This is a genomic window from Erwinia sp. 2186 (assembly GCF_057812255.1).
This window is the reverse complement of the sequence record NZ_CM173824.1, coordinates 3170401-3186997: the sequence shown is the minus strand read 5'-3', so window position 1 is coordinate 3186997 and position 16597 is coordinate 3170401. Positions and strand designations below refer to the sequence as shown.

At 54.3% G+C, this 16597-nt stretch carries 10 protein-coding genes and 1 pseudogene; 7 read left to right on the top strand and 4 right to left on the bottom strand.

Annotated elements, in window-relative coordinates:
* Nucleotides 1-91 precede the first annotated feature (91 nt).
* The 7 genes and pseudogenes from cmoM (at nucleotide 92) to ACXKZG_RS14735 (ending at nucleotide 10788) form a co-directional block, all read left to right on the top strand.
* Nucleotides 92-880, top strand: coding sequence for a tRNA uridine 5-oxyacetic acid(34) methyltransferase CmoM (gene cmoM / locus ACXKZG_RS14765; protein WP_013201537.1), 789 nt, complete (start codon nucleotides 92-94; stop codon nucleotides 878-880).
* Entirely contained in the window at nucleotides 873-2195 is a 1323-nt protein-coding gene (gene mukF / locus ACXKZG_RS14760; RefSeq protein ID WP_013201538.1) for a chromosome partition protein MukF, read from the top strand. The genes cmoM and mukF overlap by 8 nt, the downstream gene beginning before the upstream one ends.
* Nucleotides 2176-2898 carry a chromosome partition protein MukE gene (gene mukE, locus ACXKZG_RS14755; RefSeq protein WP_041691956.1) on the top strand — a complete coding sequence of 241 codons (723 nt, stop codon included), beginning with the start codon at nucleotides 2176-2178 and terminating at the stop codon, nucleotides 2896-2898. The genes mukF and mukE overlap by 20 nt, the downstream gene beginning before the upstream one ends.
* The gene (gene mukB, locus ACXKZG_RS14750; RefSeq protein ID WP_013201540.1) at nucleotides 2899-7362 is read left to right on the top strand and encodes a chromosome partition protein MukB; all 4464 of its coding nucleotides are present in this window, start codon (nucleotides 2899-2901) and stop codon (nucleotides 7360-7362) included.
* Between the two features lie 310 nt (nucleotides 7363-7672).
* Nucleotides 7673-9379 (top strand): annotated as a pseudogene (gene ldtD, locus ACXKZG_RS14745) (L,D-transpeptidase); the annotation flags it as partial.
* 186 nt (nucleotides 9380-9565) lie between these two features.
* Nucleotides 9566-10114 (top strand): peptidoglycan L,D-endopeptidase MepK, encoded by a 549-nt coding sequence (mepK, locus tag ACXKZG_RS14740; protein ID WP_013201542.1) that lies wholly within the window; start codon nucleotides 9566-9568, stop codon nucleotides 10112-10114.
* A 44-nt stretch (nucleotides 10115-10158) separates the two neighbouring features.
* Nucleotides 10159-10788, top strand: a complete 630-nt coding sequence (locus ACXKZG_RS14735; RefSeq protein WP_346598279.1) for an MBL fold metallo-hydrolase — start codon at nucleotides 10159-10161, stop codon at nucleotides 10786-10788.
* A gap of 68 nt (nucleotides 10789-10856) precedes the next feature.
* On the opposite strand, the gene ACXKZG_RS14730 is transcribed toward ACXKZG_RS14735, so the two are convergent.
* The 4 genes from ACXKZG_RS14730 to pncB all read right to left on the bottom strand — a co-directional run bounded on the left by ACXKZG_RS14730 (nucleotide 10857) and on the right by pncB (nucleotide 16452).
* A complete protein-coding gene (locus ACXKZG_RS14730) occupies nucleotides 10857-12047 on the bottom strand; it encodes an amino acid aminotransferase (protein ID WP_134823828.1) in 1191 nt (396 codons plus the stop codon).
* Between the two features lie 214 nt (nucleotides 12048-12261).
* Nucleotides 12262-13368: a porin OmpF gene (gene ompF / locus ACXKZG_RS14725; protein WP_346566047.1), complete on the bottom strand. Its 1107-nt coding sequence runs from the start codon at nucleotides 13366-13368 to the stop codon at nucleotides 12262-12264.
* A gap of 301 nt (nucleotides 13369-13669) precedes the next feature.
* Nucleotides 13670-15070 carry an asparagine--tRNA ligase gene (asnS, locus tag ACXKZG_RS14720; protein ID WP_013201546.1) on the bottom strand — a complete coding sequence of 467 codons (1401 nt, stop codon included), beginning with the start codon at nucleotides 15068-15070 and terminating at the stop codon, nucleotides 13670-13672.
* Between the two features lie 176 nt (nucleotides 15071-15246).
* Nucleotides 15247-16452 (bottom strand): nicotinate phosphoribosyltransferase, encoded by a 1206-nt coding sequence (gene pncB, locus ACXKZG_RS14715; protein ID WP_013201547.1) that lies wholly within the window; start codon nucleotides 16450-16452, stop codon nucleotides 15247-15249.
* Nucleotides 16453-16597: the final 145 nt, after the last annotated feature.

The window sequence follows — 16597 nt, the reverse complement described above, 5'->3', positions numbered from 1 at the left end:
CGAGAGCCTGGCGATGACTGAAAGGTTCATTCCTGGTCAGTGTATGTCAAAATAGCCGCCAGTTTCACCCACTCAGCCGCCGGGAACCCGAATGCAGGATCGCAACTTTGATGATATAGCCGAAAAATTTTCGAAGAATATCTACGGTACCACCAAAGGGCGGATCCGCCAGGCGATTGTCTGGCAGGCGCTGGAAGAGATCCTCGCCAGCCTGCCGGAAGGGCCACTCAACGTGCTGGATGCCGGCGGTGGAGAAGGGCAGATGAGCTGTGGCCTGGCAGCCCGAGGTCATCAGGTCTTACTCTGCGATCTCTCCGCTGAGATGTTGCAACGCGCAGAGGCTCATGCCGAAGAAAAAGGTGTGAGCGGGAACATGCAATTCAAACAAATTAGCGCGCAACAGGTCGGTCAACATTTGGATAAGCCGGCCGATCTGGTATTGTTTCACGCGGTGCTTGAATGGGTCGCCGAGCCTGAAGCCATCTTAAAAGCACTGTATGATGTGCTGGCCCCGGGCGGCGTGCTGTCGCTGATGTTTTATAACGTCAATGGTCTGATAATGCAGACGCTGGTGCTGGGCAACTTCGGTTATATGCAGGCTGACCTGAAGAAACGCAAACGAAAAACGCTGTCGCCTGACTTCCCACGTGAACCTGAGCAGGTTTATCGCTGGTTAGAAGCAGCAGGCTTTACAGTGGAAACCAAGACCGGGATCCGCGTTTTTCATGACTATATGCGTGACAAGAACAAGCAATCTGAACGTTTTGAGGAAGTTCTGCAGCAGGAATTACGCTTCTGCCGCCAGGAGCCATTTTTAAGTTTGGGCCGTTATATCCACGTGACCGCGCGGAAACCCATAAACAGGACGAACCATGAGTGAATTTTCCCAGACTGTACCGGAACTGGTCGCCTGGGCGCGAAAAAATGACTTTTCCGTCACGTTGCCTACCGAACGTCTGACGTTTTTGCTGGCGATTGCCACCCTGAACGGGGAGCGCATGGATGGCGAAATGAGCGAAGGCGAATTGACCGATGCCTTCCGTCACGTCAGTGAAGGGTTTGAACAGACCAGCGAAACCGTTGGTGTGCGAGCCAATAACGCCATCAACGATATGGTGCGTCAGCGCCTGCTTAACCGATTTGTCAGTGAACAGGCCGATGGCAACGCCATCTATCGCCTGACGCCGCTGGCCATCGGCATTACGGATTACTACATCCGCCAGCGTGAGTTCTCAACGCTGCGGCTGTCGATGCAGCTGTCGATTGTTGCCGGCGAGCTGAAGCGCGCTGCCGATGCGGCCGATGAAGACGGTGACGAATTCCACTGGCATCGCAACGTTTTCGCCCCGCTGAAATACTCGGTGGCAGAAATCTTCGACAGCATCGATATCACCCAGCGAACCATGGATGAACAGCAGCAGGCGGTGAAAGACGATATCGCCCAGCTGTTGAACAAAGACTGGCGCGCGGCCATTTCCAGCTGTGAAATGCTGCTGAATGAAACCTCCGGCACGCTGCGCGAATTGCAGGACACGCTGGAGGCGGCAGGCGATAAGCTGCAGGCCAATCTGTTACGCATTCAGGATGCCACGCTGAGCAGCCCGGACCTCGGCTTTATCGATAAGCTGGTGTACGACCTGCAAAACAAGCTGGACCGCATTATCAGCTGGGGACAGCAGGCGATTGACCTGTGGATCGGCTATGACCGTCACGTGCACAAATTCATCCGTACCGCCATCGATATGGATAAAAACCGCGTCTTCGCTCAACGCTTGCGCAAGTCTGTGCAAACCTATTTCGATCATCCCTGGGCATTGACCTATGCCAATGCTGAACGCCTGTATGACATGCGTGATGAAGAACTGGCGTTGCGCAGTGAGGAAGTGACCGGTGAACTGCCTTCCGAACTCGAATACGAAGAGTTTAACGAAATTCGTGAACAGCTGGCCGCGATGATTGAAGAAGCGCTGGCCATCTATAAAGCCCAACAGAAACCGCTCAATCTGGGCACAGTGATGCGTGATTACCTGGTGCAGTATCCCCGGGCACGACACTTCGACGTGGCGCGTATTGTCGTCGATCAGGCCGTCCGCTTAGGCGTGGCCGAAGCAGATTTCTCCGGCTTGTCAGCAGAATGGCAGGTCATTAATGATTACGGAGCCAAGGTGCAGGCGCATGTCATCGACAAATATTGAACAAGTGATGCCGGTTAAACTGGCACAGGCGCTGGCCAATTCTCTTTTCCCGGCGCTGGACAGCCAGTTACGTTCCGGTCGCCATATTGGCATTGAAGAGCTGGATCAACATGCTTTCCTGATGGATTATCAGGAGTATCTGGAAGAGTTTTACGCGCGTTACAACGTTGAGTTGATCCGTGCCCCGGAAGGCTTCTTCTATCTGCGTCCCCGCTCCACCACGCTGATCCCGCGTTCCGTCCTTTCCGAGCTGGATATGATGGTGGGCAAAATCCTGTGTTATCTCTACCTGAGCCCGGAACGTCTGGCGAATGAAGGCATCTTCACCCAGCAGGAGCTTTATGATGAGCTGCTGTCGCTGGCTGATGAAAGCAAGCTGATGAAGTTCGTTAACCAGCGCTCAACCGGTTCCGATCTCGATCGGCAAAAGTTGCAGGAAAAAATGCGCGCTTCCCTTAACCGTCTGCGCCGCCTTGGCATGGTGTGGTTTATGGGTAATGACAGCAGCAAATTCCGCATTATTGAGTCGGTATTCCGCTTTGGTGCGGATGTGCGGAGCGGCGACGATGCCCGCGAAGCGCAGCTGAGAATGATCCGGGATGGCGAAGCGATGCCGATTGAAGGTGGCCTGGCGCTGAATGATGAAAGCGAAGAGGATGATGAGGCGCAGAGCCCGTCGTCGGACAACGCGGAGAACGAGTAAATGATTGAACGCGGAAAATTTCGCTCGCTGACCCTGGTTAACTGGAACGGTTTTTTTGCCCGCACCTTTGACCTGGATGAGCTGGTTACCACGCTTTCCGGCGGTAACGGCGCCGGTAAGTCTACCACCATGGCGGCCTTTATCACGGCGCTGATCCCCGATCTGACCCTGCTGCACTTCCGTAACACCACCGAAGCGGGAGCCACCTCCGGCTCGCGTGACAAAGGTTTGCACGGAAAGCTGCGTCCTGGCGTCTGTTACGCCGCGCTGGACGTGGTGAATTCCCTGCATCAGCGCGTGATTGTCGGTGTGCGTCTGCAGCAGGTTGCCGGTCGCGATCGTAAAGTCGATATCAAGCCTTTCAGCATTCACGGCCTGCCGATGTCGATCAACCCGACGGAAATCCTGACGGAAACGGTCAATGCCCGTCAGGCCCGCGTTCTGCCGCTGAGCGAACTGAAAGACAAGTTCGAAGCGATGGAAAGCGTGCAGTTTAAGCAGTTTAACTCGATCACTGATTACCACTCGCTGATGTTCGATCTGGGCATTGTGGCGCGTCGTCTGCGCTCAGCCGCCGATCGCAGCAAATACTATCGCCTGATCGAAGCCTCGCTGTATGGCGGTATCTCCAGCGCCATTACCCGATCGCTGCGTGATTACCTGCTGCCGGAAAACAGCGGCGTGCGTAAGGCCTTCCAGGATATGGAAGCCGCGCTGCGCGAGAACCGCATGACGCTGGAAGCGATTCGCGTCACCCAGTCCGACCGCGATCTGTTTAAGCACCTGATCTCCGAAGCAACCAGCTATGTTGCTGCGGACTATATGCGTCATGCTAACGAACGCCGCATCCACCTTGACGGCGCGTTATTGAACCGTAATGAGCTGTTCACCAGCCGCAAGCAGTTAAAAGCGGAGCAGTATCGCCATGTTGAAATGGCTCGCGAACTGGCTGAGCACAACGGAGCAGAAAGCGATCTCGAAACCGATTACCAGAGCGCCAGCGACCACCTTAACCTGGTGCAGACGGCAATGCGTCAGCAGGAAAAAATCGAGCGCTATGAAGGCGATATCGATGAGCTGACCTACCGTCTTGAAGAGCAGAATGAAGTTGTCGCTGAAGCCCGTGAAGTGCAGGAAGAGAATGAAGCCCGCAGCGAAGCCGCTGAACTGGAAGTCGATGAGCTGAAAAGTCAGCTGGCCGATTACCAGCAGGCGCTGGACGTGCAGCAAACTCGCGCTATCCAGTATCAGCAAGCGTTGCAGGCGCTGCAGCGCGCGCAGGAAATCTGCCGGGTTGCCGAACTGACCGTCGACAATGCCGAAGAGTGGCAGGAAACCTTCCGTGCGAAAGAGCAGGAAGCGACCGACAAGTTATTGCAGCTTGAACAGAAAATGAGCGTGGCGCAGGCTGCTCACAGTCAGTTCGAGCAGGCTTTTGAGCTGGTGGGCCGCATTGCCGGACCGGTCAGTCGTTCCGACGCGTATCACACCGGCCGCGAATTGCTTCGCGATGCCAGCAATCAGCGTTATCACGCCGAGCAGTTGCAGTCCTTACGTTCCCGTGTGGCCGAGATGGAACAGCGACTGCGTGAACAGCAGGATGCAGAACGGTTACTGAATGAGTTCTGTAAGCGTCACGGGCAACAGTTTGAGCCGCAGGATCTGGAAGGCTATCAGTACGAGCTTGAAGCCCGTATTGAACAGCTGTCCGAAAGCGTGTCTGAAGCGGGCGAACGTCGCATGGAAATGCGTCAGGAGCTTGAACAGGTGCGTGAACGCATTGCCCGTCTGACCAAACAGGCCCCTCAGTGGCATGCCGCGCAGGATATTCTTAGCCAGCTGAACGAGCAAACCGGTCAGGAGCTGGAGAGCGGTCAGCAGGTGACCGAGTACATGCAGCAGCTGCTGGAGCGCGAGCGCGAAACCACCGTTGAACGCGACGAAGTTTCGGCCCGTAAACGCGAAGTTGAAAAACAGGTCGAGCGTCTGAGCCAGCCTGGCGGCGCTGAAGATGGCCGTATGACCCATCTGGCCGAGCGTTTTGGCGGCGTGCTGCTGTCAGAAATTTATGACGACGTCACCATCGACGATGCGCCGTACTTCTCCGCGCTGTATGGCCCGGCCCGTCACGGTATCGTGGTGCCCGATCTGTCACTGGTGCAGGATCTGCTGGACGGTCTGGAAGACTGCCCAGAAGACCTTTATCTGATCGAAGGGGACCCGCAGTCGTTCGATGACAGCGTATTTAACGTTGAAGAGCTGCAAAAAGCGGTAGTGGTGAAGTCAGGCGATCGCCAGTGGCGTTACTCGCGCTTCCCTAAAGTGCCGTTGTTTGGTCGTGCCGCCCGTGAAAATCAGCTGGATCTGTTACATGCCGAACGCGAAACGCTGGCAGAACGCTATGCCACGCTGTCGTTTGACGTGCAGAAAACGCAGCGTCTGCACCAGTCGTTCAGCCGTTTTATCGGTAGCCATTTAGCCGTCGCCTTTGAGTCGGATCCGGAAGCCGAGCTGCGTTTACTGAACCTGCGTCGCGGTGAACTCGAACGTGGCCAGGCCGCGCATGAAACGGAAAACCAGCAGCAGCGTCAGCAGTTTGATCAGGCGAAAGAGGGCGTCGCCCAGCTTAACCGCCTGATGCCACGCGTCAGCCTGCTGCAGGATGAAACCCTGCAGGATCGTTATGACGAACTGCTTGAGCGTCTGGATGAAGCACAGGAAGCCGCGCGTTTCCTGCAGCAGCACGGCGCGCAACTGGCGAAACTGGAACCGCTGATTTCGGTGCTGCAGAGCGATCCGGAACAGCACGAACAGTTGAAGCTGGATTATCAGCAGGCGCAGCAGGTTCAGCGCGATGCCCGCCAGCAAGCCTTTGCCATGACCGAAGTGGTGCAGCGTCGCGCGCACTTTGGCTATGTCGATTCCGCCGGCATGCTCGACGGTAACAGCGACCTGAATGAGAAGCTGCGTAAGCGTCTTGAGCAGGCCGAATCCGATCGTACCCGTGCCCGCGAGCAGCTGCGCGGTCATCAGGCGCAGTTTACCCAATATTCACAGGTGCTGGCGTCACTGAAAAGTTCTTACGATGCCAAGCGCGACATGCTGAAAGAACTTCAGCAGGAAATGCAGGATATCGGTGTGCAGGCAGATGCCAGCGCGGAAGAGCGCGCGCGTCTGCGCCGTGATGAACTCTACGCTGCGCTAAGCAATAACCGCGCCCGTCGCAATCAGCTGGAAAAGCAGATCACCTTCTGCGAAGCCGAAATGGACGCGCTGCAGAAAAAACTGAAGCGTGTCGAGCGCGATTACCATCAGGGCCGCGAGCAGGTTGTTCATGCCAAGGCGGGTTGGGTCGCGGTGTTACGCCTGGTGAAAGACAATGGCGTTGAGCGCCGTCTCCATCGTCGTGAACTCTCTTACCTCGGCGGTGATGAGCTGCGTTCAATGTCGGATAAGGCATTAGGTGCGCTGCGTCTGGCAGTGGCCGACAACGAACATCTGCGCGACGTGCTGCGTCTGTCCGAAGATCCAAAACGGCCAGAGCGTAAGATTCAGTTCTTTATCGCTGTTTATCAGCATCTGCGTGAACGCATCCGTCAGGACATCATCCGTACCGACGATCCGGTCGAAGCGATTGAGCAGATGGAGATTGAACTTGGCCGTCTGACCGAAGAGTTAACCGCGCGCGAACAGATGCTGGCGATCAGCTCCCGCAGCGTATCTAACATTATTCGTAAGACCATTCAGCGTGAACAAAACCGTATTCGCCAGCTGAACCAGGGCCTGCAGGCTGTGAGCTTCGGCCAGGTGAAGAGCGTCCGTCTGAACGTTAACGTCCGCGAGGCGCATTCCACGCTGCTGGACGTGTTGTCTGAACAGCATGAAGCGCATCAGGATCTGTTTAACAGCAATCGCCTGACCTTCTCAGAAGCGCTGGCTAAGCTGTATCAGCGCCTGAATCCACAGATTGATATGGGCCAGCGTACGCCGCAGACCATTGGTGAAGAGCTTCTGGATTACCGTAACTACCTGGAAATGGAGGTTGAGGTAAACCGGGGATCTGATGGCTGGTTGCGTGCGGAAAGTGGTGCGTTGTCAACCGGTGAAGCGATCGGGACCGGGATGTCGATTCTGGTGATGGTCGTGCAGAGCTGGGAAGAAGAGTCTCGTCGCCTGCGCGGAAAAGATATCTCACCGTGCCGCCTACTGTTCCTCGATGAAGCCGCGCGACTGGATGCCAAGTCGATCGCCACGCTGTTTGAGCTGTGCGATCGTCTGGAAATGCAGCTGATTATCGCCGCGCCAGAGAATATCAGCCCTGAGAAGGGCACGACCTATAAACTGGTGCGTAAAGTGGTCAATAACATTGAACACGTTCACGTCGTCGGCCTGCGCGGCTTTGCCGCCGAGCCAACCGCCGCAAATTCCTCCACACCTGAGGAAGATCAACAGGCTTCTTCATAAGAAAATCTCAACCGGCAGATATAGTAAAAAGTCGGGCAGCGGTTTATTCTACCCAACGGCATTGGTTGTATTTACAGCGAATGCCGTTTTCTTTTTCTATACTGATAACAATGACTAATAAACAGGTGATCGCCATCTGTTTTGGCACTTAACCAGGGAGCAAGGGATGTTGCTGATGAAAACGAATTCTGCAAGGTTGGCACTATTTAGTGCTTGCCTGGTGCTTGCCGGTCAGATGCAACCCGCATTGGCAGGTATTCCGCCTGTATCCGCGCCTGTAACGGCAACCTATACCCCATCGCAGGCCCAGCGACATCTGCTGGCCACGCTTCCTGCTGGTTATAAACCGTTTTATCTGACGACCCTGGCTTCGCTGTATGCGACCCAGGGCATGCAGCCACTGTGGCAGGATCGGCAGGCTGTGCAGCAGTTCCAGCAGCAACTGGCTGAAGTGGCCATTTCTGGCGTGCAACCGCAGTTTAATCTGTGGGTTAAACTGCTGACCGATCCTTCTATTACGGGAATGGCGCGTGATGTCGTGCTGTCTGATGCGATGCTGGGCTATCTGCAGTTTGTCTCCACGGTGCCCGCCAAAGGGGAAACCTGGCTGTACAGCAACGTGCCCTATAAGCTGGAAGTGCCCACCCTGTCGGTGATTAATCAGTGGCAGAGAGCGGTTGAACACGGTGGAACCAATGCCTTTGTCACCTCGCTTGCGCCGCAGCACCCGCAATATGTTCTGATGCATCAGGCGCTGAAAACGCTGCTGGCAGATAATCATCCCTGGCCGCAGCTGGCCGCGAAACAGACCCTGAAGCCGGGACAACTGAGTGATGATGTTCCTGCACTGAGGGCAATTCTTGCGCGCACCGGAATGATGACCGCCAGCGCCGAAGGACCGAAGCCGACCGATGAACCCGTCCCGACCACCAGCGTACCGGCGTCTTTCGTGGATGAAGAGATAGCCTCGACACCTGCACCTAAGCCGGTTGATGAGCAGGCGACCGTCAGTCCTTCCGCCACGCCGCTGCCGGAAAATCCCAATGCCGCCAACACGCCTGAGCTGGCCGGTCAGGTGCAGGGAAATGCCGTGCCCGCCGACCCAACACATATCTATTCTGCCGATCTGGTCGAAGCGGTAAAACGCTTCCAACGCTGGCAGGGGCTTGAGCCGGATGGTGCGATTGGCCCACGGACCCGTGAATGGCTGAACGTTTCGCCGCAGCTTCGTGCTTCTCTGCTTGCGCTGAATATTCAGCGTTTGCGTCTGTTGCCTGATGATATGCACAACGGGATTATGGTGAATATCCCGAACTACTCGCTGATCTATTATCTCAACGGCAGTCAAATCCTGGCGTCGAGGGTTATTGTGGGTCGACCAGACCGCAAAACGCCTCTGATGCGCAGCGCACTGAATAACGTGGTGCTTAACCCGCCATGGAATGTGCCGACTACGCTGGTCCGTCAGGATATTGTGCCGAAAGTGAAGCAGGACCCGGCTTATCTTTATAAACATAACTACACCTTGCTCTCTGGCTGGAGCAATGATGCGGAAGTCATCGATCCGTCGATGATCGACTGGCGGATGGTTTCAGCGGCGTCATTCCCTTACCGCATACGTCAGGCGCCGGGTGCAACGAATTCGCTGGGAAGGTATAAGTTCAATATGCCTAGCTCAGACGCCATCTATCTACACGATACGCCGAACCATAACCTGTTCCAGAAAGACATCAGGGCGCTGAGTTCAGGCTGTGTCCGTGTGAATAAAGCGTCTGATTTGGCCAACCTGCTGTTACAGGATGCGGGATGGAATGACACGCGCATTTCCAGCACGCTGAAAGAAGGGGATACCCGCTACGTGCCGATTCGTCATCGCATCCCGGTCAATCTTTACTACCTGACGGCGTGGGTCGCGGATGATGGTAAGGCGCAATATCGTACAGATATTTACAATTATGATATGACCGCGCGTTCTGGCGTGCAGAGTATGGCGGCGGCTGGTCAATTAATGCTCTAATGGTTGATTCTTCAGGTGTTCCGGCTCAGGGCAAACCGGGCCGGTCACCTCGGCTTCCAGACAGGTGTTAATATTTGCCGAAGCTGTCACATTTCCACGGTTGACTCAGCTATTCTCCCCGGTTATGGTTCCCGACGGTGACCATTTTGCACCATTTCAGAACATTTAGCCGGGTAATACAGATTAATGAATAATTTTGACTCTCATCGCCGTAAGTGGCTGACATTAGGAGGCGCTGCATTAGGTTGTGCATTGCTTCCCCGACAGGCTTTCGCCTCGCTCTCCACCTCGCGTCCTCGTGTATTAACACTGAATAACCTGAATACCGGTGAAACGCTCAAAACTGAGTTTTTTAACGGGAAAAGTTACGACAAGGATGAGTTGTCACGTTTGAATCATTTCTTCCGTGATTATCGGGCCAACAAGGTCAAGAACATCGATCCGCATCTGTTCGATCAGCTTTATCGTTTGCAGGCGTTGCTCGATACCCGCAAACCGGTGACGTTGATATCGGGGTATCGTTCGCTGGCTACCAACAATTCCCTGCGGGCCCACACGAAAGGCGTAGCGAAACACAGTTACCACACGCTGGGTCAGGCGATGGATTTACATATTGACGGGATTGCATTGAGCAATGTTCGCAAAGCGGCGCTTTCCATGGGCGCTGGTGGTGTAGGATACTACCCAAGCAGTAACTTTGTGCATATTGATACCGGGCCGGCACGGCACTGGTAAGATGAAATTCCGGTAGGGCCATGGCTCGCCGGTAACGGAGTGTTATGGACTATCAAATTATCCCGGTGACGGCATTCGCCCAGAATTGCTCGCTAATCTGGTGCGCGGAAACCCTGCAGGCAGCGGTGGTTGACCCCGGCGGCGATGCCGAAACCATCCAGGCGCATGTGGCAGAAAAGGGCGTTACCGTAACGCAAATTCTGCTGACCCACGGACACCTTGATCATGTTGGCGCCGCTGCCGAGCTGGCGGCTTTTTATGGCGTGCCGGTTGTTGGTCCCCATAAGGCGGATGCTTTCTGGCTGGAAGGTTTACCTGCTCAGAGCCAGATGTTCGGCTTCCCCTATTGCGCGCCTCTGACGCCAGATCGCTGGCTGGAAGAGGGGGAAACCGTGCAGCTCGGCAACATCACCCTCGAGATCCTGTTATGCCCTGGCCATACGCCCGGTCACATCGTGTTCTTTGACCGTGCTTCTCGCCTGCTGGTCTCCGGTGACGTGATCTTTAACGGTGGCGTAGGGCGTTCTGATTTTCCTCAGGGCAGCCATGCGGACCTGATCGCATCCATTAAGACCAAGCTTTTACCGCTGGGTGACGACGTGACCTTTTTACCGGGACATGGGCCGATGTCCACACTGGGCCGTGAAAGAATTTCGAACCCGTTCCTGCAGTAACGCGCTCGGGGAAAAAAGACACAAAAAAGCCTGCATTAAGCAGGCTTTTTTTATGCTCAGTCGCCGGTTTACAGCACGGCGACAATCGCTTCACACAGCGGAGCCATATTATCTGGCGTCATGCCGGCCACGTTCACACGACCTGAATTCACCGCATACACGCCGAACTCTTCGCGCAGGCGAACCACCTGGTCTTTCGTCAAACCGCTGAATGAGAACATGCCATTCTGCTTGATGATAAAGCTGAAATCCCCTTTAGCGCCTTTCTCCTGCAGGGTGTTCACAAACAGCTGACGCATACGGTGGATGCGTTGACGCATGTCTGCCAGTTCCTGCTCCCAGATAGCACGCAGAGCCGCGTTACCGAGGATGGTGGCCACTACCGCCGCACCGTGCGCCGGTGGGTTAGAGTAGTTTGCACGGATGGTGGCTTTCACCTGGCTGAATGCGGTATCCGCTACCGATGCTTCGCTGGCAACCAGCGTCAGTGCGCCAACGCGTTCGTTATACAGACCGAAGTTTTTCGAGTAAGAGCTGGCGACGATCAGTTCCTGATGGCTGGCCGCAAAAATACGCAGGCCTTCCGCATCTTCTTCCAGACCCCGGGCAAAGCCCTGATAGGCGAAGTCGAACAGCGGCAGCCAGCCACCGGCCAGTGACAGCTCGGAAAGTTGTGCCCACTGTTCAGCCGTCGGATCGATACCGGTCGGGTTATGGCAGCAGCCATGGAACAGCACCACGTCACCGGCTGCAACCTCACGCAGGGCGTTAACCATGCCCTCAAAGTCGAGGGAGTGATTGGCCGCGTCGTAATACTGGTACTCGCAGACTTCAAGACCCGCGGATTCAAACACATTTTTATGGTTCGGCCAGCTTGGGTTGCTTACCCAGATGCGCTTCGCGCTGGTCTGAGTGGCAATAAAGTCAGCCGCAACGCGCAATGCACCGGTTCCACCTGGGGTCTGCGCTGTGCGGGCACGCTTGGTGCTCACAATGGCGTTGTCTTTCCCAAACAACAGTTCCTGAGTGCACTTACCGAAGTCGGCCAGTCCATCGATGCTGAGGTAATTTTTGGTGGTTTCATTCTCTAACAGGTACTGCTCAGCTTTCTTCACGCTGGTGAGTACCGGTGTTTTGCCGGTTTCGTCTTTATAGACACCAATGCCCAGATTGATCGTATTTGGGCGATCGTCGGCACGGAAGAGATCGGCTAAACCAAGAATAGGGTCGGCGGGTGCAGCTGCAATGCGTTCAAACATAGTCGAAGTCCGTTAGCTTAATCTAAAGCGAAGTGAGGACTCAGGTTACGCCACAGCGCACAAATTGCCAACCGTTTGCGTTAAAAATCACAGGGAACAGAGTGAGGGTAACTAATCAGAGGGAGAAAGCGGGGCGGAGGAAACAAAAACGGGGCCGAAGCCCCGTTTTGACGTTGCGCGGTGGTGACGCGAATCACCCCGGCAGTGCAGCTTATTAGAACTGGTAAACCAGACCCAATGCTACGGTATCGCCTGAACCTATGCCCAGTTTGTTGTCGTCATCAATCTGGTTGATGATGTAGTCAACATAGGTAGACATGTTTTTATTGAAGTAGTAAGTCGCGCCCACTTCGAAGTATTTAACCAGGTCAACATCGCCAACGCCTTCGATATCTTTGCCTTTAGTCTGAACGTAGGCAATGGACGGACGCAGACCGAAGTCGAACTGGTACTGTGCAACTAACTCGATGTCCTGAGTTTTGTTAGCGTAGCCAGCAACAGCGTTAGACACACCATTGGCGTCGATGATGTTACCAGAGATACGGGTAGCGTTACGGCCTTCAGCATAAGATGCGGCCAGGTAAACGTTGTTTGCATCATATTTCAGAGCAGTGCCCCAGAACTCTGCACGGTCACCACGACCCAGAGCCAGGTCAGTGTTCTGGCCGTCAACACGGTCCTGAGAGCTATAAGCACCTACGATGCCAACACCGATTGGTGAGGTATAAGAAGTCGACACACCGTAGCCGTCGCCGTTAGAGCGCTGCAGGTCATCACGTTCGTTTTTGCCCTGGTACTGAGCTGCGAAGTCCCAGCCATCAACCAGACCAAAGAAATTGGTGTTACGGTAAGTCGCCACGCCGCCGGTACGGCTGGTCATGGTATCAGACTGGCCGAAGTCGCCACCGAATTCTGGCAGCATATCTGTCCAGGCCAGTGCGTCATAAGCGATGCCGTAGTTACGACCGTAATCTACAGAACCGTACTCAGCGAATTTCAGACCAGCAAAGCCCAGACGGGTTTTGTTGCCGTCTTGCGCGTCAGAACCTTCAGAGTTGTTTGCCTGGATGTTGTATTCCCACTGGCCGTAACCGGTCAGCATGTCGTTGATCTGGGTTTCACCTTTGAAACCAAAACGGACATAGGACTTATCGCCATCACCGCCGTAGCTGTCGTCGTCTGATGAGAAGTAGTGCAGACCAACAGCTTTACCATAGAGGTCCAGCTTGTTGCCGTCTTTGTTATAGATTTCTGCTGCATTGGCTGCACCAGCTGCTAACAGGGCTGGGATAACCAGTGCCAGAATGTTGCGCTTCATCATTTTTTATTACCCTCATTGGAGTTATTTGGACACCTGCCACTGCCGTCAACAATTCTTTACAGAACCCCGAAGAGAGTTTGGTGTCTTCCTGTGTCTGCACGCATCTTTCCATTCGCTGAGCGGATTATCTAGCCCGAAAATGCTACTAATCTCCTATTCTAGTAACAAGAGGAAAATATGTATTACAAAATGTAAGAATCACGGAACTTTGTGAACTATATCTAAATTTACAAAAATAAAAAAAGGCCAGCGAGGCTGACCTTGAATATATATATGAATTTCTTATATTTAATGCTGAAAATCAGAAGGTGGCGTTACGCGGCGTCCTTGGGAAGGCGATAACATCTCTTACATTTTGCACACCGGTGACATAGGCGATTAATCTTTCGAAACCTAATCCGAAACCTGAATGAGGAACGGTGCCGTAGCGGCGCAGGTCACGATACCACCAGTAATCTTCTTTATTCAGACCCATTTCAGCCAGACGTGCATCCAGTACATCCAGACGCTCTTCACGCTGTGAACCGCCGATGATTTCCCCGATACCTGGGGCCAAAACGTCCATCGCCGCCACGGTTTTACCGTCGTCGTTCAGGCGCATATAGAACGCTTTGATATCTTTCGGATAGTTTTTAACCACTACCGGTGCTTTGAAGTGTTTTTCTGCCAGATAACGCTCGTGTTCTGAGGAGAGATCGATACCCCAGGAGACGGCATTTTCAAACTTCTCACCACAGGCGATCAGAATTTCTACCGCTTCGGTGTAATCCACCTGAGCAAAATCTGTGGTTACAAAACGCTCAAGGCGCGCGATGGCATCTTTGTCTACGCGCTCGGCAAAGAACTCCATATCATCACGACGCTCTTCCAGTACCGCTTTGAAGACGTATTTCAGCATGGCTTCGGCCAGTGCGGCGTTGTCTTCCAGGTCAGCAAAGGCGATTTCCGGCTCCAGCATCCAGAACTCAGCCAGGTGACGGCTGGTATTGGAGTTTTCTGCACGGAAGGTTGGGCCAAAGGTGTAGATTTTGGAGATGGCGCTGGCGTAGGTCTCGCCATTCAGCTGGCCGGATACGGTCAGGAAGGCTTCTTTGCCGAAGAAATCTTCGTCAAAGTTCACTTTGCCTTCTGGCGTGCGCGGCAGGTTTTCCATATCCAGCGTGGAAACGCGGAACATTTCGCCCGCCCCTTCGGTATCCGACGCGGTGATCAGCGGAGTAGAAACCCAGAAGAAGCCCTGCTCATCAAAGAAACGATGCAGCGCTTGCGCCAGCGTATGACGAACACGCGCCACGGCACCGATCAGGTTAGTACGCGGGCGCAGGTGAGCCACTTCACGCAGGTATTCGATGCTGTGACGTTTAGCAGCCATAGGATAGGTATCAGGATCATCCACCCAGCCGACCACTTCTACTGCAGTGGCCTGAATTTCAAAGCTCTGGCCTTCGCCCGGTGATTCCACCACTTTGCCGGTAATGATCACCGAACAACCGGTGGTCAGTCGCAGTACTTCGTCCTGATAATTATTCAGAGAATTATTGACGACAGCCTGGACGGGATTAAAGCAGGAGCCGTCATATACGGCGATGAAGGAAATACCAGCTTTTGAATCTCTTCGTGTACGTACCCAGCCACGTACGGTGACTTCACTGTCAACCGCGACCCGGCCTTGCAGTACATCCGCTACAGGCACAACGCTCATAAAAGTCTCTCACTATTAATCAGGATTAAAAAAAATACCCCGGATTTGGGGTAGTGCTATGTTACTTGCCGACTGGCGAGACACAAGAAGAATTCGTTGTTCTGCGGGAGATTTATCAGAGAAATTGCAGGAAGGAAAAGAGAAGAGGCTGAAGCTCTTCTCTTTTTATTGCGGCACTAACTGGCTTTTTTCACCAGTGGTAGATCGAAGGCTTTGCGTAAGGCGCGAACAAAGGCTTTATCCTGGCAAATCGTTTTGCCTGGGCTGTCCGAGAGTTTAGCGACCGGTTTGCCGTTACATTCAACCAGCTTGATGACGATATTCAGCGGCGTGACCTGAGGAATATCGCAGGTCAGCTTGGTACCAATGCCAAAAATCACATCCACGCGCTGGCCAAACTGGCGGTAAAGCGCCACGGCTTTTTCCAGATCCAGGTTGTCAGAAAACACCAGCGTTTTGCTGCGAGGATCGATGCCGAGGTGCTCGTAATGAGCAATGGCTTTTTCGCCCCACTCAAACGGATCGCCGGAGTCGTGACGCAGGCCCTGATAACGGGTAGCAAAGTTCTCACCGAAGTCGCGCAGGAAAGCATCCATGGTAATACAATCGGTCAGGGCAATGCCCAAACGGTCCGGATACTCCTCCAGCCATGCCTGCAATGCCGCACGCTGGCTGTTTGCCAGAACCGGGCTGATCTGCTGATGCGCCTGGAACCATTCATGGGCCTGAGTGCCCACCGGTGCGATATTCAACTGGCGCGCCACGTCATAATTGCTGGAACCGACCAACCATGGAAATTCCTGCTGCAGCGTACCGACGATAGCCAGCTGCACATCGCGGGAGAAGCGGCGACGCGTACCGAAATCCATCAGCTTAAAGCGGGACATATCCAGGTCAGCGGTCAACGCTTTAAACCCGGCCAGCTTGCTTTGCAGATGGGTGACTGCCATTTCCGGGGTGACCAGCGGCGAGCGGTGGCGATGAACCACTTCACTGATCAACGCCAGCAGCGGCACTTCCCACATGATGACGTCCAGCCATGAACCGCTGATGCGAATATCCAGCTTGCCCTGGTGATTGCGGACCACCACCGTCGACGGGTCATAACGGTATTCGCGCAGCCAGGCCAGATAGTCCGCCTTAAAGAAGGGCAGGCCGGCAAGGTAGTCAGCTTCTTCGTCAGTCAGCGCCAGCGACTGCATGGTCGCTATCTGCCGGACAATTTCATCTGCATAAATGCCCAGCAGATCGTCACCACGGCAGCGAAACTCAGCCACCACGGAAACGTTCCGGTAACGATGGAACACCGCTTGCTGCATATGCAGCTTATAGGCATCCGTGTCCAACAAGGTGGTCAGGATCGGGGTAGCATGTCGAGTCATGGTGCGTTTCAGCATCCTCTGGCGAAGAGCGTTATCCCTGGTTCAATAAGTGGAAAAGACGCTGGAGTATAACTTGAATACTCGTTTAGTGAAGCGGATCACAACACATTACCGCGGATAAGGTCGAGGGCAATCTGTGCGCTTG